This is a genomic window from Wolbachia endosymbiont (group B) of Dolichovespula media (genome assembly GCF_947179505.1).
Lineage (GTDB): Bacteria > Pseudomonadota > Alphaproteobacteria > Rickettsiales > Anaplasmataceae > Wolbachia.
Genome location: NZ_CAMXBR010000003.1, coordinates 157,278 through 182,309, shown reverse-complemented (window position 1 = coordinate 182,309; position 25,032 = coordinate 157,278). Strand labels below are relative to the sequence as shown.

General features: G+C 33.5%; 21 protein-coding genes, 1 tRNA gene and 2 pseudogenes. 11 read left to right on the top strand and 13 right to left on the bottom strand.

The window, feature by feature from the left end:
• Positions 1–112: 112 nt before the first annotated feature.
• From gmk to OM967_RS03425, 6 genes are all read right to left on the bottom strand, one after another.
• The gene (gmk, locus tag OM967_RS03450; protein ID WP_264337626.1) at positions 113–721 is read right to left on the bottom strand and encodes a guanylate kinase; all 609 of its coding nucleotides are present in this window, start codon (positions 719–721) and stop codon (positions 113–115) included.
• A 35-nt stretch (positions 722–756) separates the two neighbouring features.
• The gene (locus OM967_RS03445; RefSeq protein ID WP_211908463.1) at positions 757–2,544 is read right to left on the bottom strand and encodes a pentapeptide repeat-containing protein; all 1,788 of its coding nucleotides are present in this window, start codon (positions 2,542–2,544) and stop codon (positions 757–759) included.
• Complete coding sequence (locus tag OM967_RS03440) at positions 2,528–3,562, bottom strand: ankyrin repeat domain-containing protein (protein WP_211908462.1); 1,035 nt, start codon at positions 3,560–3,562, stop codon at positions 2,528–2,530. Before OM967_RS03440 ends, OM967_RS03445 begins: the two co-directional genes overlap by 17 nt.
• Positions 3,563–4,250: 688 nt before the next feature.
• A complete protein-coding gene (locus tag OM967_RS03435) occupies positions 4,251–5,138 on the bottom strand; it encodes an aspartate carbamoyltransferase catalytic subunit (protein ID WP_264337625.1) in 888 nt (295 codons plus the stop codon).
• A gap of 80 nt (positions 5,139–5,218) precedes the next feature.
• Complete coding sequence (locus tag OM967_RS03430; RefSeq protein ID WP_264337624.1) at positions 5,219–6,235, bottom strand: extracellular solute-binding protein; 1,017 nt, start codon at positions 6,233–6,235, stop codon at positions 5,219–5,221.
• 123 nt (positions 6,236–6,358) lie between these two features.
• On the bottom strand, positions 6,359–6,880 hold the full coding sequence (locus OM967_RS03425; RefSeq protein ID WP_264337623.1) for a hypothetical protein: 522 nt from the start codon (positions 6,878–6,880) through the stop codon (positions 6,359–6,361).
• A 33-nt stretch (positions 6,881–6,913) separates the two neighbouring features.
• Here OM967_RS03425 and OM967_RS03420 point away from each other — a divergent pair, with 33 nt between their 5' ends.
• Positions 6,914–7,981 (top strand): IS110 family RNA-guided transposase, encoded by a 1,068-nt coding sequence (locus OM967_RS03420; protein WP_264337368.1) that lies wholly within the window; start codon positions 6,914–6,916, stop codon positions 7,979–7,981.
• 464 nt (positions 7,982–8,445) lie between these two features.
• Here OM967_RS03420 and OM967_RS03415 read toward each other — a convergent pair whose 3' ends face one another.
• From OM967_RS03415 to rpmE, 3 genes are all read right to left on the bottom strand, one after another.
• Complete coding sequence (locus OM967_RS03415) at positions 8,446–9,255, bottom strand: hypothetical protein (RefSeq protein WP_264337622.1); 810 nt, start codon at positions 9,253–9,255, stop codon at positions 8,446–8,448.
• A gap of 83 nt (positions 9,256–9,338) precedes the next feature.
• A complete protein-coding gene (locus OM967_RS03410) occupies positions 9,339–10,124 on the bottom strand; it encodes an NAD kinase (RefSeq protein WP_211908458.1) in 786 nt (261 codons plus the stop codon).
• A gap of 20 nt (positions 10,125–10,144) precedes the next feature.
• Positions 10,145–10,357 (bottom strand): 50S ribosomal protein L31, encoded by a 213-nt coding sequence (gene rpmE, locus OM967_RS03405; protein ID WP_068651074.1) that lies wholly within the window; start codon positions 10,355–10,357, stop codon positions 10,145–10,147.
• Between the two features lie 125 nt (positions 10,358–10,482).
• Between rpmE and fabD the strand changes: the two genes are divergently transcribed.
• Entirely contained in the window at positions 10,483–11,448 is a 966-nt protein-coding gene (gene fabD, locus OM967_RS03400; protein WP_264337883.1) for an ACP S-malonyltransferase, read from the top strand.
• Positions 11,449–11,887: 439 nt separating this feature from the next.
• Here the strand turns inward: fabD and gpmI are convergent, their stop codons facing one another.
• Positions 11,888–13,384 carry a 2,3-bisphosphoglycerate-independent phosphoglycerate mutase gene (gene gpmI / locus OM967_RS03395; RefSeq protein WP_211908457.1) on the bottom strand — a complete coding sequence of 499 codons (1,497 nt, stop codon included), beginning with the start codon at positions 13,382–13,384 and terminating at the stop codon, positions 11,888–11,890.
• A 196-nt stretch (positions 13,385–13,580) separates the two neighbouring features.
• On the opposite strand from gpmI, the gene OM967_RS03390 reads away from it, so the two are divergent.
• Positions 13,581–14,315, top strand: a complete 735-nt coding sequence (locus OM967_RS03390; RefSeq protein WP_211908456.1) for a leucine-rich repeat domain-containing protein — start codon at positions 13,581–13,583, stop codon at positions 14,313–14,315.
• Between the two features lie 86 nt (positions 14,316–14,401).
• Here the strand turns inward: OM967_RS03390 and OM967_RS03385 are convergent.
• Positions 14,402–14,473 (bottom strand) — tRNA-Asn (locus OM967_RS03385).
• Positions 14,474–14,684: 211 nt separating this feature from the next.
• Positions 14,685–17,258, bottom strand: a complete 2,574-nt coding sequence (gene alaS, locus OM967_RS03380; protein WP_264337621.1) for an alanine--tRNA ligase — start codon at positions 17,256–17,258, stop codon at positions 14,685–14,687.
• Positions 17,259–17,476: 218 nt separating this feature from the next.
• Here alaS and OM967_RS03375 point away from each other — a divergent pair, with 218 nt between their 5' ends.
• The 6 genes from OM967_RS03375 to fmt all read left to right on the top strand — a co-directional run bounded on the left by OM967_RS03375 (position 17,477) and on the right by fmt (position 21,752).
• The gene (locus OM967_RS03375) at positions 17,477–18,433 is read left to right on the top strand and encodes a hypothetical protein (protein WP_211908452.1); all 957 of its coding nucleotides are present in this window, start codon (positions 17,477–17,479) and stop codon (positions 18,431–18,433) included.
• A 288-nt stretch (positions 18,434–18,721) separates the two neighbouring features.
• Complete coding sequence (locus OM967_RS03370) at positions 18,722–19,486, top strand: hypothetical protein (protein ID WP_264337620.1); 765 nt, start codon at positions 18,722–18,724, stop codon at positions 19,484–19,486.
• Between the two features lie 211 nt (positions 19,487–19,697).
• Entirely contained in the window at positions 19,698–20,141 is a 444-nt protein-coding gene (locus tag OM967_RS03365) for a PAS domain-containing protein (protein ID WP_019236701.1), read from the top strand.
• A gap of 98 nt (positions 20,142–20,239) precedes the next feature.
• The gene (rpmI, locus tag OM967_RS03360) at positions 20,240–20,446 is read left to right on the top strand and encodes a 50S ribosomal protein L35 (protein WP_006013548.1); all 207 of its coding nucleotides are present in this window, start codon (positions 20,240–20,242) and stop codon (positions 20,444–20,446) included.
• A gap of 21 nt (positions 20,447–20,467) precedes the next feature.
• Positions 20,468–20,833 carry a 50S ribosomal protein L20 gene (rplT, locus tag OM967_RS03355; RefSeq protein ID WP_211908450.1) on the top strand — a complete coding sequence of 122 codons (366 nt, stop codon included), beginning with the start codon at positions 20,468–20,470 and terminating at the stop codon, positions 20,831–20,833.
• 19 nt (positions 20,834–20,852) lie between these two features.
• Positions 20,853–21,752: a methionyl-tRNA formyltransferase gene (gene fmt / locus OM967_RS03350; RefSeq protein ID WP_211908448.1), complete on the top strand. Its 900-nt coding sequence runs from the start codon at positions 20,853–20,855 to the stop codon at positions 21,750–21,752.
• Positions 21,753–21,839: 87 nt separating this feature from the next.
• On the opposite strand, the pseudogene OM967_RS08065 reads toward fmt, so the two are convergent.
• Positions 21,840–21,995, bottom strand: a pseudogene (locus OM967_RS08065) (WPE palindromic element domain-containing protein); the annotation flags it as partial.
• A 127-nt stretch (positions 21,996–22,122) separates the two neighbouring features.
• Between OM967_RS08065 and purH the strand changes: the two are divergent.
• Together purH and OM967_RS08230 are read left to right on the top strand one after the other, a co-directional pair.
• Positions 22,123–23,643, top strand: coding sequence for a bifunctional phosphoribosylaminoimidazolecarboxamide formyltransferase/IMP cyclohydrolase (gene purH, locus OM967_RS03340; protein ID WP_211908446.1), 1,521 nt, complete (start codon positions 22,123–22,125; stop codon positions 23,641–23,643).
• Between the two features lie 475 nt (positions 23,644–24,118).
• Positions 24,119–25,016, top strand: a pseudogene (locus tag OM967_RS08230) (IS5 family transposase).
• The last annotated feature ends 16 nt before the right edge of the window (positions 25,017–25,032 follow it).

The following is a 25,032-nucleotide window of genomic DNA, read 5'->3' as shown; positions in this document are numbered from 1 at the left end:
CAAATCCCCACTTTAGCACTTGTCTACTATTTTAACTATTTTATCTTAAAAAATAATAAATGTGGCTAAACTGTGAAGCATGAGTGCTACTGAAAGAGGTAAACCAATGTTTTTATAGATCTTTCAAACTTGGTTTTTCTTCTAATTTTTTAAGCATTCCTTTACTTAGTATTGATTTTATCTCTTCTACGCTTTTATCAAGATCATCATTAATTATTACGTAATCATATTTATTACTTTTACTTATCTCTTTTTGCGCTTCGGCTAATCTCCGCTCTATTTCAATTTCATCATCACTATTACGCCTTTGTAGACGCAGTCTAAGCTCTTCCATTGAGGGAGGTAGTATAAAAACACTTACAACTTTTTCTCTTAAGATTTCAAATAAATGAAATGCTCCTTGCCAATCTATATTCAGTAAAACACTTATGCCACTACTCAGGTTTTGTTCTATAAAATCTTTTGGTATACCGTAAAAATTTTCAAAAACTTTAGCATATTCAAGCATTTGACCAGCCTTACATAGTTCATGAAACTTTTCTTCAGTAACGAAAAAATAGTCTTTTCCATTTACTTCACCGGGACGAGGTTTGCGTGTAGTCATAGAAACAGACATAACTAAATCGGTTGATTGCTCAAGTAATTTTTCTGATATAGTAGTTTTTCCAGCTCCAGAAGGAGAGGATAGAATCAGTAGTATGCCCTTATTTTTTACGGTCATTTTTCTTTATTTAACAAGTACATTATAGAGCTTTTTTAAGACTTTGTATTTTTTGAATCAAAGTTTAAAAGACTAGAGCCCTCTAAATTAGAATTTGATAAATTGGTATCAATAAGAGAGGAATTATCAAAGACAGTATAACGTAAATCGGCTTTTTCAAGATTTGCCTTATTCAAATTAACGTTTACAAACTTTGCTCTACTTAATATTGAATTAGAAAAATTAGCATTTTCTAAATTCATGTCTTTAAACTCAAAGTAAGAATAATTTACATCAAATTTTTCACCCTGCGATATTTTCTCTTGCAGATCTTTAATTGAAGTTATAGCACTCTCTAGACCTGTAATTTTGCTCTGTCCCTGATTGTCAATCAAAATTGAATTATCAAATTTGCAATCTGTTAAATGAATATCAGCAATTGAACTTTTATATATGCTTGAAGAGAGAAAAGACATATCACTTATTGTCGAATCACTCAAATTGCTAAGAAAAAAACTAGTCTTTCTAAAGGTATTATCATAAAACACGGAGGATTTGAAATCACTTTCAATAAAATTTGAATTAGTGACTTTTAAGTTAGACCAGCTCGAATTATCAGCTAATAATTTGAAGAATATTGAATTTTTTATCTCACTGAAGTCAATACTATGGTGGGAAAGAGTACTATTATAAATTTGAGAGTCTTGAATTTTTGTCTTATACATTGAAGTTGTGCAAAGATCTGAATCTTCTATTTTTGCAGAGGTAAACAATGAATGGTCAAAGAACGAACCATTCATGTCAGAATTCACAACTTTAGTATTATGAAACTTTCCGTGACAAATGTTAGCATCATAGGCGTTAACTTTATACAATTCACTAAAACTAAAATCAATATTAGATAAGTCAGCATCCTGAAGGTCTGATTCAAAAACATATGCATGTTTTATCTTGGAACCATTTAGTATAGATTTAATGAAGTTTGAATTATCCCCTTTCACATAGGAAATTTGTGAATTGCTTAAATTGGCTTTTTCAAAGTTACTATCAACTATAATAGAAGCATTAAAATAGGCGTTCGAAAGATTGCTACCTGTAAAATCCAATTTTTTTATTTTAGCACCGTATATATTAGCGTTTTTTAGTGAAGAGAATTGTATCTTGAGCTTGTGTGCATCCACTCCAAAGAAACTTGCATTGTCGAAATTATTCTTCTGCATAACAGTGTCGTTTATTTCACTATCACTAAAATTTATGTAGCTAGCATTTGAGTTTGATAAATCGGATAAATTCATTTTTACATTCAAAAATTTGGTATGCAAACCAATTATATTACGCATACTTACTTTGTTGAGATTAGAATTGACAAAATCAGCATAACTGATATTAGATTGATCAAATATGATATCTGTTAGATTTGTAGAAGCAAATTTTGAAAAACTTAAATTTGTGCCTTGTATTTTAACACCATGTAAATTAGCATTGGAAAAATTAGCACCACGTAAATCAACATCGATAAAAGACACATCTGATAAATCGGTGTTAGAAAAATCAGCACCAATTAAACTTACTCCCTCAAAAATAGATTTATTTAAATATAATTGACTAAAATTAGCCCCATTCAAATTAGAGCCAAAACCTTTCTTAAAATCTTGTGGTATTCCTGCTTTATTACAATGTACTAAAAATTTAGCGAAATCTTTTTTATTGTAAGATACGTATTTTACATCGTGCAGAGCGCTTAAAAAATCATTGATTGGATTTTTTTCATCATCTATTTCATTTCCATAGCATAAATGACCAACTAGAAAAGTTAATATCAAAAGTCTAATTATCTTTTGCATCGCAGGTACTTTCTTTTGTTTTTATAGCAAAGTTATACATCTCTGAGTCTTCTTCATTGTTTATTTCTTTATCCTCTAAAAGGTATGGCATCATTTCGGCAATTGCGTTTATTATGTTGATCTGCTTCCTTTCGATTGCTATTTCAATAGGGGACTTAAAATTATTATCAACTACTCTAGGATCAGCACCTTGTAATAAGAGAAAGCGAACTGTGTCTATTTCACCTTGTTTCACTGCATAAATTAGAGGAGTATCACCCAATTTATTTCTAAATCTTAGTATTTCTTGAATTGTTAATCCAATTTTTTCTAGCTTATTTATTACTCCTCTTAGACAAATTAAGTTGCCCTTCTTTATGCAGTAAAAAAATTGCTTACTGTAATCATCAGTAAATATAGTTTTAGGAAGGTGCTCATTTAGGCTATCATATTGTCTTTTATATATAGACTTGCTTTTATGGTTCCATTCTTTTTTTATTTCTTTGTTTAGCTTTGTCCATTTTTCGCTTTCTTCATTTTCTTTGTTCACAGGTGTTATATTGTCAGGCTGTTCTTCTTTCTTTTTCTCTGTTAATTGGCTTGTTGAAAGTTCGGTGTCTTTTTTGCTAATCTCCTCTTCAGGCTGTAGGTTTGTTTGATTATTGTGACTGATTTTCTTCTCTTCAGGTTCTTCTTTTTTTTCTTCTGATAAAGGACTTGTTAGAGCTTTGGTATCTTTTATATTATTCCCCTCTTCAGGCTGTAGGTTTGTTTGTATATTTTCATTACTTGAAGGTACTTCTTCATTGATTACATTTTGGGTTGTGCTTTCTTTTGGCTCGCTGGAAGGTATTTCGACTACATTTGTTGAGTCTGTGCTTTCTTTTAGTTCGCTCAGAAGCGGAGAAGTTTTTTCAGCATCAGTATTGCTTTTCGATACGTCTTCTTGATTTATATTTTCTTCAGACTGCTCTACAGCAAACAAGTTGGATGATAAAAATATAGCAACTAATAGTATCAAATATAAAGTGTTCTTCATAGATATTGCAGTCATAAGCTTAATTAGAATGATACTATAATCAAATGATTAATCTACAGTAAAAAATGCCTTAAGGTTTTATTTATAAAAAACATTTGTATTACCTTTTCTATACGAGTAGAATTTTGCAAAGACTGAATATCAAAGTTTTTCCCATTTATTTAGATTTTACCTTAAATTGTCATTGGAGTAGCTGACACTGTTTTTTTCTCGATTCCAGCGTCACGCGCTGGAATGACTACCTTCATAATGTTATTCCATTTCTCTTGTCATCCCAGTACTTGATACTGGGATCCAGAGGACTGACCAGATAATAAGAACTGGTCACGCGCTGGAATGATAAAGGAGGAAGTGCTGGTTTGAAATTAAATTTTCTGGACTTTAGTGTCACGCATTGACCCTATAGTTTTCTTTTCTCGTCTACCTGATTCTATCACTCTCCTGAACGGATATAAATTACTTGACACATTTGGTAGTTTGATTATTATTAGTGAAAATGAGGGTATTTTAGAGCTCGAAATTCACCTTATTCAAGTCTGCAGACTTTTCAACTAATCTCTCAATAAAAAAATATAGCACAGTCTACTTCAGTACATACTTAATTTCTGTCATGAGGTGTGTTATATTTTTCTAAATCGTTTTTTATAGGAGGATCATTATGTCTAAAATTCCTTAAAATTAATTAAAGTTAAACATTAATTAAATAGTGCAGTACTGCCTTACGAGTTGCTAATCCAAACTTTACTTGCTGTAAAATAACACAATCTGCTACATCATTGCTAATCTCAATACCTCTGTTTATTGGTCCTGGGTGCATAACAATTGCATCGGGTTTTGCATGCGATAGTTTTTGTTCATCAAGTCCATACAAATGAAAATATTCTTTTTCTGAAGAATTATTATTCATGCGCTCTTTCTGCAACCTCAAGAGCATAATTACATCAGCATCCTTTATACCTTCAGTTAATGAATAGTGAAGTGAATCTACTTCAGAAAAATGCTTACAAATCAAAGCTGGTGGTGCAACTAAGCTTATTTTTGCTCCAAACATTTTTAGCAATCTTATATTTGATCTTGCAACTCTACCGTGCAAAATATCTCCACATATCACAATTTTGAGGTTTTTTATTTGCTTTTTATGACTGATAATTACGAGATAATCTGCAAGAGCTTGAGTTGGGTGTTCACTGCTTCCATCGCCTGCGTTGATTAGCGAGCAGTTGACATGCTTTGCCAATGTATTAATAATACCACTACTTTTATGCCTGATTATCATATAGTCAGGATTCATTGCATTTAGTGTTTTTATCATATCTTTTAGATCTTCCCCTTTGTTAATAGAAGAAGATTTTATTGGTAAAGTTATAACATTTGCTCCAAGGCTTTTTGCTGCTATTTCAAAAGATGCGAGCGTACGTGTTGAATCTTCAAAGAATAGGTTTATGACTATTTTATTTTTCAGAACATGACTATTTTCAACTTTTTCTTCAAGGTATTGGTTGGCTAATTTAGTTATATTTTCTACATCACCGATTGTGAGGTCTGAGATATTTAATAAATTCCTTCTCTTGTCCATAGCTCCTTTTTTGAGCTTATTCTACTTTCTTAATTTCAATTACACAACTGTAAAGTAAAGTAGAAGGAAGCTATAAAATTTTATTTCCACTTACATTCATCTGCTATCATAACAGCCTCAAAGAGATGCTTCTCAAGCTCACTTATAGGCAGAGTACTTTGTAGGTAATTTCTCCAAGATTTTAACACATCAGAAGTTTCAATACCTTCAACAATAGGATATTCTTGATTTTTTTTAGCATATAGCTCTTGAGCCTGTTTGCTTACAAAAAACTCCAATAAAGCTATGGCATTTTCTCTGTGTTTTGCGTTTTTTGTTACTGCTGCACCACTAAGATTCACCATTACACCATCATTAGGAAAGAAAGCTCCTAACTTTTCTGTGGTATTCTTTTTATTTTCTGATGAAAGGATTCTTGCAAAGTAGTAGCTATTTACTATTGCAATATCTCCTTCACCAGCGGCTACAGCATAAATTTGATCTGTGTCACCACCGCTTGGTTTTCTTGCCATGTTGCTTACAATTCCACTCACCCATTCTTTTGTTTTTTCAAAACCATTTTTTGCAATCATAAAAGCGATCAATGATCGGTTATATGGACTTGTGGAAGAGCGTACTAATATTTTCCCTTTCCATTTTTCATTCGCTAAATCTTCATAGGTACTTAATTCCTTAGGATCTACTGATTCTTTATTGTAAACCAATATTCTAGCTCTTTTTGTGAGACCAAACCAATAATCTTCATTATCTCTAAATTTTGCAGGTATGGCATTTTTTAGAGTCTCTGAATCCACTTGAGATAAGAGCCCTCTTTTTTTGGCTAAAATCAAATTCACTGCATCTGCAGTTAAAAACAAATCAGCTTCACCACCATTTTCCATACGTGAAAGCAATTGGGAATAATCGTCAATGATATAACGTACCTTGATGCCAGTGGTTTTTGTAAAATCATCAAACAAACTATGTACTAATTCTTCTTTACGAGATGAATAAACGTTTACTACTTGTGAATCATCAATTCCGCTATTTTTATATAAAAAATTAACGACTATCAATAAAGCCGCTACTAAAGATATAAATATTAAACCTTTTTTCATAAACAAAACCCTTCCTTGTCATCATCTCAAGCTATCAAAATAGCAAGGTCTTAGCAAGTGTAAATCTTCAAAACGTTGCAGTTACAGTACTGGAATAGCGATAAAAAGAAGTACGAGCCAGATTTAATTAATAATATAAGTAATATCTGGATGGCCACATCGTTCAGCAACTACTTGTAACAATTTTGAACTAATCTTTTCTTGACTGCTTTTTACAGTTTTAATAGCTGTTTCATTAGGATTTTCACTATTAGCATCTTTTGTATCTAATAACAAGTAATCTTTAAAATCAGTTTTGCTCCAATGATGAATTGTGCAAGCTAAAGTGAAAAGCAGTAGAGTGCCTGAAATTGCAACGATTGGCCAGTAAATAGTAGGATTTGTGTATGAACTTACTATGTTGCTCAAACCACCTGTTGAATAAAGTGCTAAAGGGAAGGTTATGTTTCCAGTAATAAGAACTGTTCCTAAGATAGGAAGCCATATTCTATCATTGATTAATGAATTTACTTTACTCTTGTAATAGATTGGCTGGCCTGTAAGTTCTACGATCTTCGGATCACTTTTTGCTTCTTCTGGAAGAGAATGAAATGTAAAGTAAACGCGATTACATACTGTAATTGCTATTGAATGGTGGAGAGACATACTCCATTATTTTAGCACGAAGTAACAAATTCAATGAATTGGTTCTTCAAAGATAATTTAAACTTTTACAGTAGGAGCAGTCTCATGAAGTATTATAGCGGATTAGATGTCTCACTCAAAGAAACTTTTATTAGTATCGTTGATGAGAAAGGAAAAATTGTTAAAGAAGAAGTTGTTGCAAGCAAAAGTGACGCAATAGCTAAGTACCTGCTTGACCAAAGCAAAGGATACGAATCCATAGGAATAGAAAGTGGACAACTATCAATATCAATGTGCAAAGAGCTGAGAAATTTTGGATTACCAGTAACTTGTGTGGATGCAAGGCATATGGCAGCAGCATTATCTGCAAGAATCAATAAGAATGATAAAAATGATGCAAGAGGTATAGCACAGATGATGAGAGCTGGGCTATTTAAAGAGGTATTAGTAAAATCAGACGAAGCTTGCCAGATTAAAGTGGTGCTTGGGAGCAGAAGACAATTAATATGTAGCAGAAAGAAAATTGAGGGAACAATAAGAGGGTTATTGAAAATACACGGGATAAAAGTTGATCAGCGTTCCAGATCTGCAAGTTTCGCTTTAAAAGTGCAGGAAATAATTAATGAGCTAGATGAAATTAGCAAGAATTCAATTGAAGCATTAGTACATAGCTTAGAAACAATAGAAGAATCAATAGGAAAGCTTGATAAAATACTTTCAGAGCAAGGCAAAAAAGACGAGGATTGTAAATTATTAACTACTGTACCAGGAGTTGGTATTATAGTAGCAATGACATATAAAGCTGCAATAGATGATCCGTATAGGTTTGAAACATCTTATACAGTTGGAGCCTATATGGGGTTGAGCCCAAGACAATACGCTTCTGGAGAGATTGATAGGCATGGAAGTATATCAAAAATGGGACCAGTAGAATGTAGGAATATGCTGTACGAAGCTGCACAAGTCTTACTAGTAAAATGTAAAAGGACATTTAAATTGAGGAGTTGGGGATTAAGGATTGCAAAAAAGAAGGGTATGAAAAAAGCAATTGTTGCTGTAGCACGTAAGTTGTCTGTAATCATGCATAAAATGTTGGTTAACAAAACAGAATTTTGTTACTAATAAATGCAAAAAAGTAGATAATTTTATGTAAAGTAAAGATAGCAATGCCGATGGAAGGGATAAGCAAGAGCTCCGGTTGAAGCATAGACTTCGTAGTTTACATGTTGCCGTCCACTTCCGCCTAACAAGTATAGTGCGGCTTGGCTAAAATATAAACTAGCCATATCAGACCGCGGAGAGAACCATGGAAGCGTGCTATTTTAACTTATATAAAATCATTAAGGCTATGGGGGAAAAAATGATACCTTAGTTTTTATAAGCTTAATGAATATGTGGATAAATACTTTAAATGTGTGTAGGCGTATTTATCCACATATTCATTGGCTACACTAATTTAAAAGGGGTTAATTAGAAATTTAGTACTAGTTTTTAGTTGCCGATAAGGCACTCTTTGATTGAACAAAACAACATGATAGTAAATAAAAGGTTGTATTAGAGCTGAATTTTACATCAGAAAATATTTTTCATGATACAAAAAAAATTATTATTGACTTGTATGCAATTAGAGAACCGTTGCTATATTTTAATACCAAAGACTTGATGCATTTCTTGTCTTTTGAAAGTGTATTTGATATCTCATCTAAAACTTCTTGAGTATCTCTTTTTGTGATCTTGTGCTCCTTAGTACGGACTGCTTGCATAAGTTCCCACATAATTCCCAAGGCTAAACAAGACGCTAATACTCCGCCAAATATAGTTACAGGATTTATGCTGCCGATGAATCCAATGAATTCTCTTTGCTTCACAGCTAAAACGATTGACGTAATACAACATGCCGTAACAAGACCTACGAAAGGCATTGTAACTTTCTTCTTTTGCATCGTATACTTTACTTTCTGTAAAAATCTGTTTGTCTTTTTATTATCTTCAAGCAAGGAGTTTTCAGAGTCATCTGTTTTATATGATGGTGGAGGAGTTGTATGTGCCTTCATTAATTTTTCTAAAGTTTCTGATGTTTTTTGACTATTCCAAGGTTCGCTATATACTGTTTTTTGAGAAGGTGATCTGCTTAGAGTTGGATGTTGACTATCTATTTGATTATCACGACTCTTTTTTGGAGATTTTGTATTTGGATCTATGGATGCATAAATAGGTTCTATATTTGCACCATTCGATTCTTCTTGCCTTTCTTCATAAGAACTTGATTCGCTAGCCGAACTTGTTTGTAACGCTGTGTTTCTAGGTGCTGGTGTTGGTGAAGTTGCTGCACTATTTTCACTCACCGTTGTATGAGAAACCAGTGTGACGTTATCTTTATTTCCTGATCCAGGCATATTCGCTCCAAAATTAATTACAATGTTATGTTGATTACGCTATAGTTATTAAGATATAGTGAATACTAATTTAAGAATAAATATTAGTATAAGAACTGCTGATCAAAGATCCTTTCATTCAAAGGGCAATCTTTGTCAAAAAGTAGAGTGACTGTATTTTCGTGATCTTTCTGTATTTTTACCTGCGATATGTCGTGAAATTCCTTGTAATCTGATACTACAAGTGCTGGACGATTTTTCACATCATTGATATCAATTTGCACTATTGTATCATTTGAGATTAGCGCTCCATTCCAACGCCTTGGGTAGTAGCTATTAATGGAAGTCAGTGCAAGTAAATTTGAATTAAGTGGTAAGATTGGCCCACCGGCAGAGAAGTTATATGCAGTGCTACCTGTTGGGGTAGACAATATAATTCCATCTCCTCTGAATTTTTCTACTTTTAGCTTATCATTAATGGTAATATTCATCTCCACTATTTGATTTGCATTTCTAAAGACATACACTTCATTTACTGCGATGTAATGGTGTTTTTTGCCACTTATGTCTGTGGCTTCCATTTTTAGTAAAGTTAGCTGAGTAGGAACTGCATGTTCTATATGATCAATTAGATCTTTAAAACATTTATTCATTAAAAACCCGACATTACCGGTATTTATTCCATACACATGTATATCTTTATTTCCTATGACGTGGTTGTGTAGGGTGCGTAGCATAAAACCATCGCCACCAACAACTATCAGCAGATCAACTTCATGCTTACCTGCTTCTGCTATATTGATAAAATTGAGTTTCTGTAGTAGTTTAGATACTTCCTGAGACTTGGGTAGCGAAGAAGCAATATAGCCTACATTTTTATATTTATACATGTAAATAAAGAGGGGAGGAACTAAAAAAGACTCCCGTATTTATCATTAAACTTAGCTATTTTACTATCCTTCTCCCCTGAACCGCTTGTCAAACTTCCAGTCCATGCAGGATGAGTAAGAGGATCTCTATCAAGCTTTATTTTTTGACCTTCTTTTCCATAAGTGGAATAAGTTTCAAACTCTTGACCATCTGTCATAACTATAGTAACTTTGTGATAATCGATTTCTGCCATTGTTCTTACAAATTTCTTACCAGCTAAGATTTTAGTGAATCTGGTTCATTTGGTCAATCATTATTGTGAAATATTGACAAAAAATAAATAAAGTAGTATTCTCAATGAAGAATGAAAAATTTTTTATGATTTTTGCTTTTCCTGGTCAGGGCTCCCAATTTGTAGGAATGGGAAAGAGCTTATATGATGAATTTTCAGTTGCAAGGAACGTATTTGATGAAGTAGATGACAGATTGGGTAGAAAGCTGTCTCATTTGATTTTCAATGGCCCTATTGAGAAATTAACCATCACGGAAAACGCTCAGCCAGCTATAATGGCAGTGTCAATTGCAACGCTACGTGTTATGAAGCACGTATTTGGTGAATCTCTTTACAGCGTTCAGTATGTTTGTGGGCATTCAGTTGGCGAGTTTACAGCGCTGTGTGCTGCAGGGGCATTGACGCTTGAGTCTGCAGTCAAATTGCTAAAAGTTCGTAGCGAAGCAATGCATGAAGCTTCACTAAAATGCAAAGGTGGAATGTTTGCTCTACTTGGAGCAGAAATAAGTGAAGTAGAAGGTATATTAAAATCAGCTCAAATTGATTGTGAAATTGCAAACGATAATGGTGGTGGGCAGGTAGTGGTGAGTGGTACTGCAGAGGCTCTTGAGGTCTTACCTGATTTATTCAAAAACTCAAGTGTCAAGAAAATGATAAAATTACAAGTTAGTGGGCCTTTTCACTCATCTTTTATGAAACCTGCTGATGAAAAACTTCTGGAATTTTTAAAAAGCATCAACATAACTCGCCCTTCGATTCCTTTTGTATCAAACGTTACAGTTAAGGAAGAAAGTGATCCAGAGATCATAAGAGCTTTGCTCGCTAAGCAAGTTGTAAGTAGAGTAAGATGGAGAGAGATGGTTTTATATATGACAAGCCATGGCACTAATAAGTTTGTTGAAGTTGGCCCTAACAAAGTTTTATCTAATCTAGTTAAAAGAATTGACCAATCTATCAGTGTGAAAAATATAGATAGTATTGGTGATATTAATAGCTTCTTTGATGAATCATTAGTACTAACAGCGAAAAATTTAAAAGTTGGGTTAAGTTAAAGCATATCTATTTAATATCATTCAAGTAGCTAACACTAGTTCCTTTATGATGGTGTCATCCCAGTGCTTGACACTGGGATCCAGATTGGGCATTAAGTTGGTAAACACTTTACAACGTTTTTTGTATAAAAGGACTGGATGCCAGTGTCAAGCACTGGGATGACACCGAATAGACTACTTGAATAATACCGAAAGAGCTACTGGAACGACAAGGTGCTACTGAATGACACCTCTGGGCACTGCCATCATAAAGTTGCTACTTTTTAGATGAACAAAGATGGTCAGCGCGTGACTCTGGAATCCAGGAGTCAAGAAGAATGGGATCCCAGCACTGGGATGACACTGAAGGGGCTACTGAAATAACACCGGTACTACTTTGAGTGACACCCTTACGATGTTTCAAACTACAACAGCTGTGCATAGAGAGTAATGCGAAAAATTATACAATCAACGAACTACCTGTCATTTCATTTGGCTTTTTGAGCCCAAGTAGCTGTAAAATAGTGGGGGCAATATCAGATAATTTTCCATCTCTTAGTTTTAGATTGTTACAAGATATAATGAATGGAACTTTGTTTAGAGTGTGTGCTGTATGAGGTGTGTTATTTTCTTCATCGAACATACATTCTACATTGCCATGGTCTGCTGTAATAATGAGTGCGGTGTTACCAACTTCTTCAGCAGCACTTAGCACTTTTGCAAGGCAATCGTCTACAGCGAGTACTGCTTTCTCAGCTGTTTTTATATTACCTGTGTGTCCCACCATATCAGGATTAGCATAGTTTGCAACTATCAGCGCAAATTCTTGAGAATGAATTTTTTTTACAAGTTCTTCTGTGAGCTCAAAGGCTGACATTTTAGGCTGCAAATCATAAGTTTTAACTTTTGGTGAAGGAATTAGTATTCTTTCTTCACCAGAAAAAGGTTCTTCTCTTCCACAATTAAAAAAGAAAGTCACATGAGCATATTTCTCAGTTTCTGCAATGCGCAGTTGCCGTAATTTATTGTCTTCTATTATCTGTCCCAAAGTGTTGGCAAAAGATTCAGGAGGAAAGAGATAAGGGATTTTTAAGTCCGCTTTATATTGCATCATACTTAAAATTGAAGAGAATTTTGCCACTTCAGTATAGCCTGCTTTACCAAGACAAATACTTGCCAATTGTATCATTCGATCAGCACGAAAGTTAGCCAATAGCAATCCATCTTCTGGTTTTATACCTTGATAATCGCCTATTACTGCGGGCCTGATAAATTCATCGGTTATATTATTTTGATAATTTTCATCAATAAGCGATACTGCATCATCATAACGAGGCGCCTTTGCAAATGCGATGGCTTCATAAGCTTCAATTGTTCTTTCCCACCTACTATCACGGTCCATAGCATAATAACGTCCAGAGACAGTGGCAATTTTTATATCATTGTCTTTTATACTCTCTGTAAATTCTTGAATGCATCTTTTCCCTGAATTTGGAAATGTGTCTCTGCCATCTAAAAATGCGTGTATTACAACTTTAATTCCGCGCTGTGATATTTTGTTTGCTAAAGATGAAATGTGCTTTTGATGCGAATGAACACCGCCATCTGATATCAATCCCATTATATGGCATATGCCATTCTTACTTTTTAGATCATTAATAAAATTCTGTAGATTTGCATTATTTTCTATCGTTTCGATTTCTTGATTAATACGCTGAAGGCTTTGCATTACCACTCTACCACTGCCAATATTCATATGGCCAACTTCTGAATTGCCTATTTGACCATCTGGTAATCCAACATCAGTGCCACAGGCAGATAGACTGCATTTTGGATAATTAGAGCTAATATATTGCCAGCAAGGGAGATTTGCATTGCTAATAGCGTTGTATTTACTATTTTCTATTCCATTACCCCAGCCATCTAATATACATAAAACGACTGATTTAAAGTTCATATAAAAGTTATCATCGAGAACCTCCGATGATACCAAAAACAAACTCTTCTCACAACTTTTGTGTTAAAATAAGAGATATAAAAAGCTGCTTGGAGGCAATGGTATATGAAGTTTTTCATAAAATATTTTATTAAAGTGATTGACAGTTGCTGAAGTGTTTACTAAAACACTTGCATAGCTTTAATAGTGAGGTCAAATGAGTTATAGCCAATATATAAAGGATAATACTTTAGCAACATCAGGCGCTATAATTAATGTTGATAGATTAGTAAACTTTTTAAAAAGCAATACAAAGATTACAAGACTTATTTTACGATGTTCAAAAATTAATTATGAGGTTATAAAAGAATTAGCTCAGCTTTCTCATCTTACTTCACTTGATCTAAGTTGCAGTTATGTTGGTACAGAAGGTGCAAAGATTTTAGCAAGCGGGAATCTTATAAATCTTACTTCGCTTGATTTAGGAGGAAACGAAATTGGTGATGAAGGTGTAGAGGCTTTAGCAAGTGGAAATCTTACAAGTCTTACTGAGCTTAAATTATATGATAATAAAATTGGCGATAGGGGGGCAAAAGCTTTAGCGAGTGGAAATCTTACAAATCTTACGTTGCTTAGTTTAGGATGGAATGAAATCAGTGAAAAAGGTGCAGAGGCTTTAGCGAGTGGGAATCTTATAAATCTTATTACACTTAAAGTATATGATAACAGCATTAATTACAGAGGTTCACAGACTTTGGCGAGTGGAAATTTGGTGCATCTTACTTCAATTATTTTTAATTATTGTTATATTGATAGCACGTTCCCTAAAAATGTCCTGCCTTCACTGCAAAGTAGGTGTAATAGAAGAAAAATAGGGGAAGAATCAGGTAGTAAGCTAAGTGAGGTACAGGCATCTTTGCATTTTGAAAGTAAAGGTTTTAAAGCTATATAACTCCACAGTTTTGTCTGTTTAAGAGACAGAGAAAAGTTAGTGAATTCTGGGCTAAAAATGAAATGTACAGATTGTATAAAACAATGCTCCCCGGGCCGGATTCGAACCAGCGACCAATTGGTTAACAGCCAACTGCTCTACCACTGAGCTACCGAGGAATAAACTGTTTTTAATTTATCATATTGAACGTAGATTGTAAATGATTTTTATGTAGACTTTAAACCTAGATATCATTCCAGAGCATGGAGCTGTAATCCAGTTCTTATTACCTGATATGCTCATTTGACAGTTAAGTCTTCTCTACCCTTATTTGCATAATACCTTGACGATTCCGTTCACGGTTAAAAGATACCGAGGTAGTAGGGTGTATTAGTTTTTGCAAGCTGTTATTTTGCTATGGATTGCTGTAATGGCATCATCTATTTTATTGTTATCACAGCCTGTTTGGGCAAGTTCGGCATTTCCACCGCAATCCCTTCTGGTTACAGTAGATACTAGCTCTTTTGCATTGATCTTATTAGTTAAATCTTTACTTACTTTGACAATCAAAACTGTTTTATCTTTTTCTGTTACCATGAAAGCTATTACAGTTTTCGGTTTTTGTTGCTGTAGAGCAAATTCCCTTATTATACTTCCTGGAACGTTATTGAAAGTGTGGCTTACGAAATTTATTCCATTTATTTCGGTACTTTTTACAGTTTCTACACTGATAAGCTTTTTATAAAGATTTTTTATTTTGACTTCAAATTCTTTGCGCTCCTGGCTTAAAATACTGAGTCGACTTATTATTTCATTTACTGGTGCTTTTACGCATTCTGCAACTTTTTTTAAGCTAATTTCGTTATTGCGTACATAATTAATTGCTTCTTGACCGGTTAAAGCTTCAATTCTTCTTACTCGAGATGCAACGGAACATTCTGCTGCTATCTTAAACAAACCAATTTCTCCGGTACGCTCCACGTGTGTACCACCACATAATTCTTTTGAATCTCCAATTTTTACAACCCTAACATTATCACCATATTTTTCACCAAATAAGGCCATCGCTCCTTCGTCTATTGCCTCATCCATACCTTGAACTTTTGTGGACGTAGAAAGATTTTCTCTGATTAGAGAGTTTACTATATCTTCTACTGAAGACAGCTGATCCTGAGTGACTGGCTTATTGTGACTAAAGTCAAATCTTAGTCTATTTGGTGCGACTAGAGAACCTTTTTGAGTAACGTGATCACCTAAGATTTTTCTGAGTGCAAAGTGTAGAAGATGTGTAGCTGAATGATTTCTTCTTAAGTCTTGTCTTCTTTTTTTGTTAATACTAGCTGTAACTGTGTTACCTTTACAAATTGAGCCGACGCACCTGTGCAAATACAAGTCATTAATCTTGTTGGTATTTTCGACTGTTACCATACTTCCATCAGACTGTATAAGATTTCCAATATCTCCCACTTGTCCACCTGACTCTCCATAAAAAGGTGTTTTATCAAGTATAATAGTTATCTTTTCTCCTTTTTTTGCAGAATCAATTACTTCATTTTTAGAGGAAATTATTGCGAGTACTGTTGCATCTTTTACTTCATCACGTTCATAACCAACAAATTCCGTTTTGCCAAACTGATCGATTAAATTAAACCATACTTGTTCAACAGACTTTTCACCAGATCCAGTCCAATTAGCACGTGCTCTTTCTTTTTGCTCTTTCATTGCATTATCAAAACCTTTTTGGTCAAAATTTATTTTTCTTTCTTTCAAAATATCAAGTGTGATATCCAAAGGAAATCCATAAGTGTCATATAGTTTGAATGCTGATTCTCCAGATAGAGTGTCACCTGATTTTAAATCTGCAGTGAATTTGTCCAAGAGATTAATGCCTTTCATTAAAGTGTCTTTAAAGTTTTCTTCCTCTGATTTTAACGTTGTTTCTATTAAGCTTTTAGCTCTGATTAGCTCTGGATAAGCATCTCCCATATAAGCCAAACTTGTGCCATCTATGAGTGCAGGAAAAACAAGGTTCAATAGAGAATCATTATATCCAAGTAGGTGGATATAACGTACTGCTCTCCTGATCAATCTGCGTAGTACATAATTTCTTCCTTCATTTCCAGGAAGCACTCCTTCTGCGATGAGAAATGCAGCTGCACGAAGGTGATCTGCGATAATCTTATGAGCTACTTTATTTTCCGTATTTCCACAGTACTCTTGCGATTTACTTACCAGAGCAGAAAATAAGTCAATATCATAGTTATCATGAACGTTCTGCATAACAGCTGCTATTCTTTCAAGGCCCATTCCGGTATCGATGCATTTTTTTGGTAATTTTTGTAAATTACCTTCTTCATCTTTATTAAATTCCATGAACACCAGGTTCCAAATTTCAACAATTCTGTCGTCTTCATGCAAATCCTGATTTGCATGATCGTAAAAGATTTCAGAACATGGGCCACATGGACCAGTATTGCCCATGCTCCAAAAGTTATCATCTGTTGTAATTCTTATGATTTTATCATCTGAAAAGCCACTTATCTTACGCCAAATTTCATATGCTTCATCATCAGTGTGGTAAACAGTTATGGATAGTCTGTTTTTATCAAGAGACAATTCTTCAGTAATAAATTTCCACGCAAATTCTATCGCAGTTTCTTTAAAGTAATCACCAAAGCTAAAATTTCCGAGCATTTCAAAAAATGTGTGATGCCGAGATGTATAGCCAACATTTTCAAGATCATTGTGTTTACCACCTGCTCTGAGACACTTTTGACTTGAGACGGCACGTTTCATTTCAGTTTTTTGCGTGCCGGTAAAGATGTTTTTGAACTGTACCATACCAGCATTTGTAAACATGAGTGTTGGATCGTTCTCTGGAATCAAAGGAGAAGAAGGAACTTGCTCATGATTATTATTTACAAAAAATTTTATAAATCTTTCTCTAATTTCGTTTAGCTTCATCGTTTTTACTGAGGTTATCTATGCATAATAAGTTGTAACAGAAGTAAAATCAATTTATCAATCTAAATATTAATATATACATTACTTAGTATAATAAAAGTAACTTTTACATAAAAATTTTAATAAAAAGATATAGGTTTAAATATTTTATCCACTAACATAGAGAAGTATTTATTAATTCAAATAATACTTTTATTAATTAATTTAAGGAGTGTGAAATGCCAAAAAAATTCCAAAACACTAAGAATAGCATGCGAAAGAGAGAAACAAAAAATAAGCAGGAGATGGATGGTCCAACAATTAGAATTGTATCTGACTTGGAAAGTATAAAACAAAACAGAAGGGTAGAATTTTTAATTAAAGGAGAGAATTTAACAGTAAAAGACCTCTCTATATCTTCTAGAGCAGCTGAGATAGGCTTGGTTACAGGAATAGTAAATTCAATAGACATTCCTCAAGCAATTCGTGAATCGACAATAGATAGAATTATTTTAGGTCTTAAGAGTGGAGAAATAGAAAAAGGTAAAGAATATAATTATAGAGAATTTAAGAAAATATATCTACAAAACCTTGTAGATGAATTGGGTAAGGATAGTTCAAAAAAGCTAAAAGAAAGAACTGATGAAAATAGCCAATTGAGAGGATCTACTACTGAAGAAATTGATTATCAGATGAAGGAAGGTGTAACTATCGAATCAGCTTCTTTAACAAAACAAGAATTCGATTTTGCATCAAGCAAAGTAACTACTAAAGAGATTAATGACGTAATAAATGAAATAGAAGAATCAAACGCTAGTTATGGAATGACACCTGAAGGTATAAGTAGTGTTTCCCGTTTTGATAGTAATTCACAAGAAGTATTAGATCATTCTATATTTAATAGCACAGATGTGGAAGGGCCTAAATTACCCGAAATAAATGGAGGACAGTATATAGGAATAGCAGGGATTGCTGGTGGTATATTGGGTGGAGTGCTAGCAGTAGCTTTTGCAGGATTAGGATACTTTGTATGGCATAGAAAAAATAGGGAAGGTAGCTACGATGTTGAAAAAGCTATGAAAAACCTTCCTGAACAAACTCAACTTGAGCATTCCGGATCTACATCAGAAATAGAATCTTTGCTCAGCAATGCTACATCGGTAGCACATCTATCTTCTCAGATTAGTGTTGAGTAAAATTCCAGAGTTTGATGGCACAACAGTGCCATCAACTTAGCGCTTACAGCACTTATATGCTCTGGAACCAAAGGAGAAGAAATTTTCCTGTCTTACACAAAATTTATAATTCTTTCTCTAATTTTATATCATTTTTACTAAGGTATAATAAATTGCAATGAGAAATTCAGATATTAATATATGTATTATTTAGTATAATAAAAATATAAAAATCTTAGTGAAAAGATGTGGACTTAAATAATTTATCTTTTATACATAAGGAAATATTGGTCAGCTTGGGGGTCATATATGTCAAGAAGATTTAAAAATACTGTAGGAAAAAAAAGATCAATCAATAAGGAAAAAAGAAATAGATGGATTAGTATTGAATCAGAATTGCGAGATGTAGAACAAAACAGAACAATATATTTTCTATTGGGAGGAGGTGATTTAAAACTTAAGTATGTATGTATGCTTGACGATACATCTTATCGTATTCTTGTTGCTGAAGGAGAAATAGTGCATGCAGAAAATCCAAAAGTGATGATTGATGATATTGTTTCTGATCTCAAGAGTGGAAAAATACGAAGTTATAAAAGATATAATGCCAAAGAGTTTTATGAAAAGTATCTCAAAGAGTTTTTGAGTAATGAGAATTTGCAAAAGCTGGAAGCTGTTGATATTGAAAGTACAACAACAGAACTACCAAACTTAAAACAAGTAATGGAAGAAATGAAAAAATCAAACGCTAGTAATGGAATTACAATTCAAAATATAGGAAATGTTAAAAATACGACAAATATTTTGGGTAATCCTATGATTCATGATAGGAACTTGAGAAGATTTAAATTATTGGAAACATCTCGATCAAATAAGGAAAATATGGGAGTGTTAACAGTAGATATGTTAGCAATGGAAGTAGTCTTGTTAGCAGCTATCGCAGCAGCTGTACCATTTAAATGTTGGTTTTATAATAGAAAAAATAAAAGCCATAGTAGTTCTAAGGAAGAAACTTCATCTAGTAATTTATTAAGTGCAATAACCTTAGAAAGTAGAGGTAATAGTATTATTTAGTCACAATATTGCAAAAATAGAATTTTTTTATTATTTTTTTACAGTTTCCTCATTTAATAATTTTTATGCTCTAATTATTATACTTAATTTATCATTACCTGTTGTGTAAACAGGATGAGAATTTTCAATAATCTACATCCTTTAGTAAGAAAAAATCAATACATTCACGATAAATTTACCTCATATCTGTGTTTTATATGTGGAATTTCGAATGGAAAATTATGCAGGCAAAGAAAGAAGAATAGTGAATATAGTTACTCAACATTGGAGTGATATAAAAGGATCAGATAGAGAATGGCCAGAAAGACATGAAATAGACACTGCAGAAATCATGGAGTCATGGCAGCATTGTTTTATCATTGAAGTTAAAGATCGAGGTTATATTTGTGAAAATGCAGGAGAAAAAGCTATTGAATTCTATGGTTTTGAAAAAAAGATGTACATCGATGATAAGTATGCAATTGATGCACCATTTTTGCGGTTATATAAAATAGATGCAGTTATTGATAAACTTGAGACTGTAATAGAGAGTAAATGCTCAATTAACGAAGAGGAAGAAAGTGAAAGTGTTAAAATAAGGCAAGTATTGCTACCAATTGGGAATGAAGAAGGTATAACACATATACTGGGTGTGATTACATTCAAGCTGCTTTAAAATACAATTTTAATTTGATTCTTTAATAAAATTATCTATACTCATACTTAATTACTAATAAAGAACTAAATAGTGGTGTTTGTAAATTTGTTTAGAATATGACGAAAATAAAATTAAAAACCAAATCTTCTGTCAAAAAGCGCTTTCACCTTACAGCTAAGGGTAAAGTCATCTCTACTCAGTCAGGTAAGAGACATGGCATGGTAAAGAGAAGTAAATCTAATATTCGTAATCAACGCGGTACAACGATTCTCAATAAATCTGACTCGCGTATAGTTAAACTTTATATGCCTTATGGTATTTAATAAAATGGAGGTAAGATAAAAATGGCTCGGATAAAGCGTGGAGTCGCTACTCATGCTCGTCATAAAAAGGTATTAAAATTAGCAAAGGGTTATAGAGGACGGGCAAAGAATTGTTATAGAATTGCATTACAAAGGGTTGAAAAAGCACTACAGTATGCTTATAGAGACAGAAGAAATCGCAAGCGTGATTTTCGTGGTTTGTGGATAATACGTATTAATGCAGCGGCAAGAGAACATGGACTTACTTATGGTAGGTTTATGTATGGTCTTAAACTTGTTGGAGTTGATTTGAATAGAAAAATTCTTGCTGAGATGGCTGTTAATCATAAGGATGATTTTGCTAAATTAATAGAAACTGTAAATATTAAGTTAGCAGAAAATTCCTAAAGCAAACACACCTGAAAACATGAGAATTATTTTCATGGGGTCACCGGGGTTTGCTGTTGGTGCGTTAAACTTACTATTGAAATTACAGAGTGAAATAGTAGCAGTATATACTAAAGCTCCAAAGCCTTCTGGACGTGGGCAGAGGTTAACAAAATCGCCAGTACACATCGTTGCTGAAAAAAGTGACATAGAGGTATGTACTCCTACCTCTTTAAAATCTTCGATAGAGCAAGAAAAGTTTGGAAATTTTAAGCCAGACGTTGCAGTTGTTGCTGCGTATGGATTGATACTTCCAAAAGAAATTTTAAATATTCCCAAATATGGTTGTATTAATATTCATCCATCATTGCTGCCTAGGTGGCGCGGTGCAGCTCCGATACAGCACACAATTTTAGCCGGAGATCAAGAAACCGGAGTTAGCATTATGCAGCTAGATGAAGGATTAGATTCTGGCCCTATTTTAAAACAGAAAAAATTTCTTATTGAAAAAAGCGATAATTATAAGACGTTGTATGATAAATTGTCTGAATTAGGTAGTGATTTACTGCTGAAAGTACTAAACGAAATTGAAAAGCAAGTTCCCTTAAAACAGAGCGATAACGATGCGTGCTATGCTGACAAAGTAAAAGACTATAAAATTTACGCAAGTGACGCCTGTGAAATTGCTTATAGAAAGGTTAAAGCATTTTATCCAAAAGCATTCATTAAGGTAGAGAATAAACGTATCAAGATACTTGATGCTGAATTTGAAGCCTTCACTTCAGGACAAGGTGAGATCATTAATGATAATATGCATATAAGTTTAAAAGGTGGTACTTTAATTCCTAAAGTTGTACAAATGGAAGGAAGAAATCCTTGCGATATTAAAGATTTTGTTCGTGGCTTAAAATCAAGTTTAACAAAAAAATTTATAGAATAGACTACTTTGAAGGGAGGGTGAGAAGAGCTAAAGCAACTTCTACAATTTGGTATTCCGCTGCTTGTTAGCGGAATCTACAACAAGATACCGCGTTTTGGTGTACGAACATTGCAATTTGCAGGTAATTTGAGTAGTAGATGGTGTCATTCCAGTGCTTGACAATGGAATCCAGTTTCTATTGTACAGCCACCTGGTGCGTTCATTTAAAGTGAAGTTTTCTGGATCCCAGTGTCTGGGCACTGGGATGACATCTTTTTTGGTCTCTTGTATCACAATGTTCGTACAGTTGTGGATAACGTGGCGGTATGACGTAGTAGCTATATATAGACAAATTTTCTTTTCTTAGATATAATCTTAAGAAACCTTCCATATGAAAATTAAAAGAGCTTTAATATCAGTATACGATAAGACAAATATAATTGAACTTGCATCGTTTTTGATGCAGCAACAAATAGAAATTCTCTCAACAGGGAATACTTATAAAGTGCTATCAGATGCGGGAATAAAAACGCAAGAAGTTTCAGATTACACACAATTTCCAGAAATACTAGATGGCAGAGTGAAAACTTTACATCCTAAAATTCATGGAGGAATACTCTGTGATCGAAAAAGGCACGAAAAGGAAATGCAGAATCTAGAAATTAAGCCGATAGATCTGCTTATAACTAACTTATATCCATTTTGGAAAACGGTTAATAGCAACTCAAGTGAGAAGCAAATCATAGAACAAATAGATATAGGTGGAGTAGCATTAATTAGAGCTACAGCAAAAAACTTTCATTTCACTTCAGTGATTTCTAGCATTCAAGATTACGAAACACTGAAAGCTGAGATGATCAAAAATAACAATCAGACAACATTAGAATATAGAAAACATCTAGCAACTAAAGCATTTGCTCTGACTGCACAGTATGATTCTAATATTTACAATTGGTTTTTATCACAGGGTAAAAGCAATGAGTTACCAGAGTTTTTTACTTTATATGGATGTAAAGCACAAGGACTCAGGTATGGTGAAAATCCTCATCAAAAAGCTGCATTTTATAGCAATCAATTTAGCAAGTATCCACTGGAGAAAATACATGGAAAAGAGTTGAGCTATAATAATATAGTCGACATAGAGTCTTCACTTAACATAATTTCTGAGTTTCAAGAACCTGCAGCAGTGATAATAAAGCACAATAATCCATGTGGCGCTGCTGTTAGTGATAGTGCTTTAAAAGCATATGAAAAAGCTCTATCATGTGATGAAATAAGCAGTTTTGGTGGAATAGTTGCTTTCAATCGGGAGATAGATTTAAAGCTAGCAGAGAAATTAAACGAGATATTTTTGGAAGTGGTGATAGCACCATCGGTAAACAATGAGGCACTAAAAATTTTACAAAAAAAGAAAAATTTAAGAGTGATTATTCATCAATCTCTTCAGCAAAATGCAAAATATCAAATCAAAAATGTTGTTGGCGGGTTCTTAGTGCAAGAAAATAATAACCATACAGTAAAAGTAGAAGAAATAAACCGAGTGACAGAATGCACTACAACAAAAAAAGAGAAGGAAGATCTTATTTTTGCTTGGAAAATATGTAAACATGTAAAATCCAATGCAATAGTGATAGCAAAAGACGGTTGTGCTATTGGCATCGGTGCAGGACAAACAAGCAGAATAGATAGTGTGAATATTGCAGTAAAAAAAGCAGGTGAAAAATGTAAAGGCGCAGCGCTTGCTTCAGATGCATTTTTTCCATTTCCAGATAGTATAGTAGAGAGTGCAAAGCATGGAATTACAGCTATAATTCAGCCAGGTGGCTCATTGAAAGATCAAGACGTGATAGCAGCTGCAAATGAGAATAAAATTGCCATGTTTTTCACTGATGTTCGTAACTTTCTCCATTAAGCTTTGTATCCTGTCAAAATTATACCCACACAGGGCTTTGTTGCATAGCAGCTTATAGGTTTGAAAATTGTAGTAAATTGATGTAGTTACTTTAAACTCAACTATACCTATCTGTAATTGTAAGCTGTACTCTTGAGCTCCTGATGCGATTATAGCAAATCCTAAAATGCCTTGCTGTTTTTCCTTATAGACATTCAGCTTACCTTGTATATTAGTCTATCTGGATGATATTTTACTTTTTCTAGAATATAATAATTCCCTAGAAATTACCCTACTCAATTCTATTGTACCTTGTTTAACATTGAAACATGAGTCTGGAATCTAGAAATTTTTTAAGAACAAAAGTTATTCTAAGTTTTTGTTGGTAAGAAAGACTGGATTCCAGTGGGCTTTGTTGCATAGCTCAGATAAAAAGAACTGGAAGTTACTGACGAAATTCACTATAAAACAGGCATTTAACCTACGAAAGAAAAATATGCCAACTAAAATGAAGGTCAGTAACTGCCATGGATATAACAGATTTCTACAAGAAAGAGGAAATATTTTTCATTTTATTAATGAGGCAATAGAAAGTTGGTACGAAAATAGCCCCAAAATGCGAGGTGGAAATTATATTTATAGTAATAAAGTTGTGATTTTAGTGCATATGTCGCTAGTCTCTTTAGAATTGGCTTAAGACAAACGGTAGGGTTTATAAAAGGATATTTGCAGCAAGTAGTTAGCAGTCATTAGCTATTCGCAGGCTTCAAGAAGGTTTCAATATTAAGATCAATGATTGCAGAGTTGATAAAAACAATATGGAAGATATTGAAATTGCCATAGACAGTACAAGTATCAGATAATACCCCTGGTCACAGTAAGGAAAATAGCGAAGTATCGCAGTTATAAACAGGTAAGAAAGCTACACGTAATATTGAGTATAAATAGTAAAAAAGCTATAGCTGCACAATATAGCAATGGTGCCTACTCCGACCATTATAGTGCTTGTGACTTGCTCAGCTTTCAGCATGCTATAAAAGCATTATATGCAGACAGAGCCTATCAAGCTTTATAAATTGTGCAAAAAATATGATATAAAGACAAAAATTTTACCGAAAAATCGTGCAGCGGAGCATACAAAATTGGATTATATGGCTGAAAGGAATGTTGCCATTAGATTATGTGGTAAAGACGGTGTGAAAGAGTGGAAGGAGGAAGCGGTTTATGGAAAAAGGTCATATATTGAAGGATTTTTTTCAAGATTAAAGCAAATATTTGGGTTTAGTTTTAGAAATAGATCTGAAGTAAATCGAGAAAAAGAGTTGCTAATAAAATGTTACTTACTCAATAAATTTACTGATATTGGCATGGCTAAATTTGAGGTAGTTTCATGAATTTTTTATGCTTTAC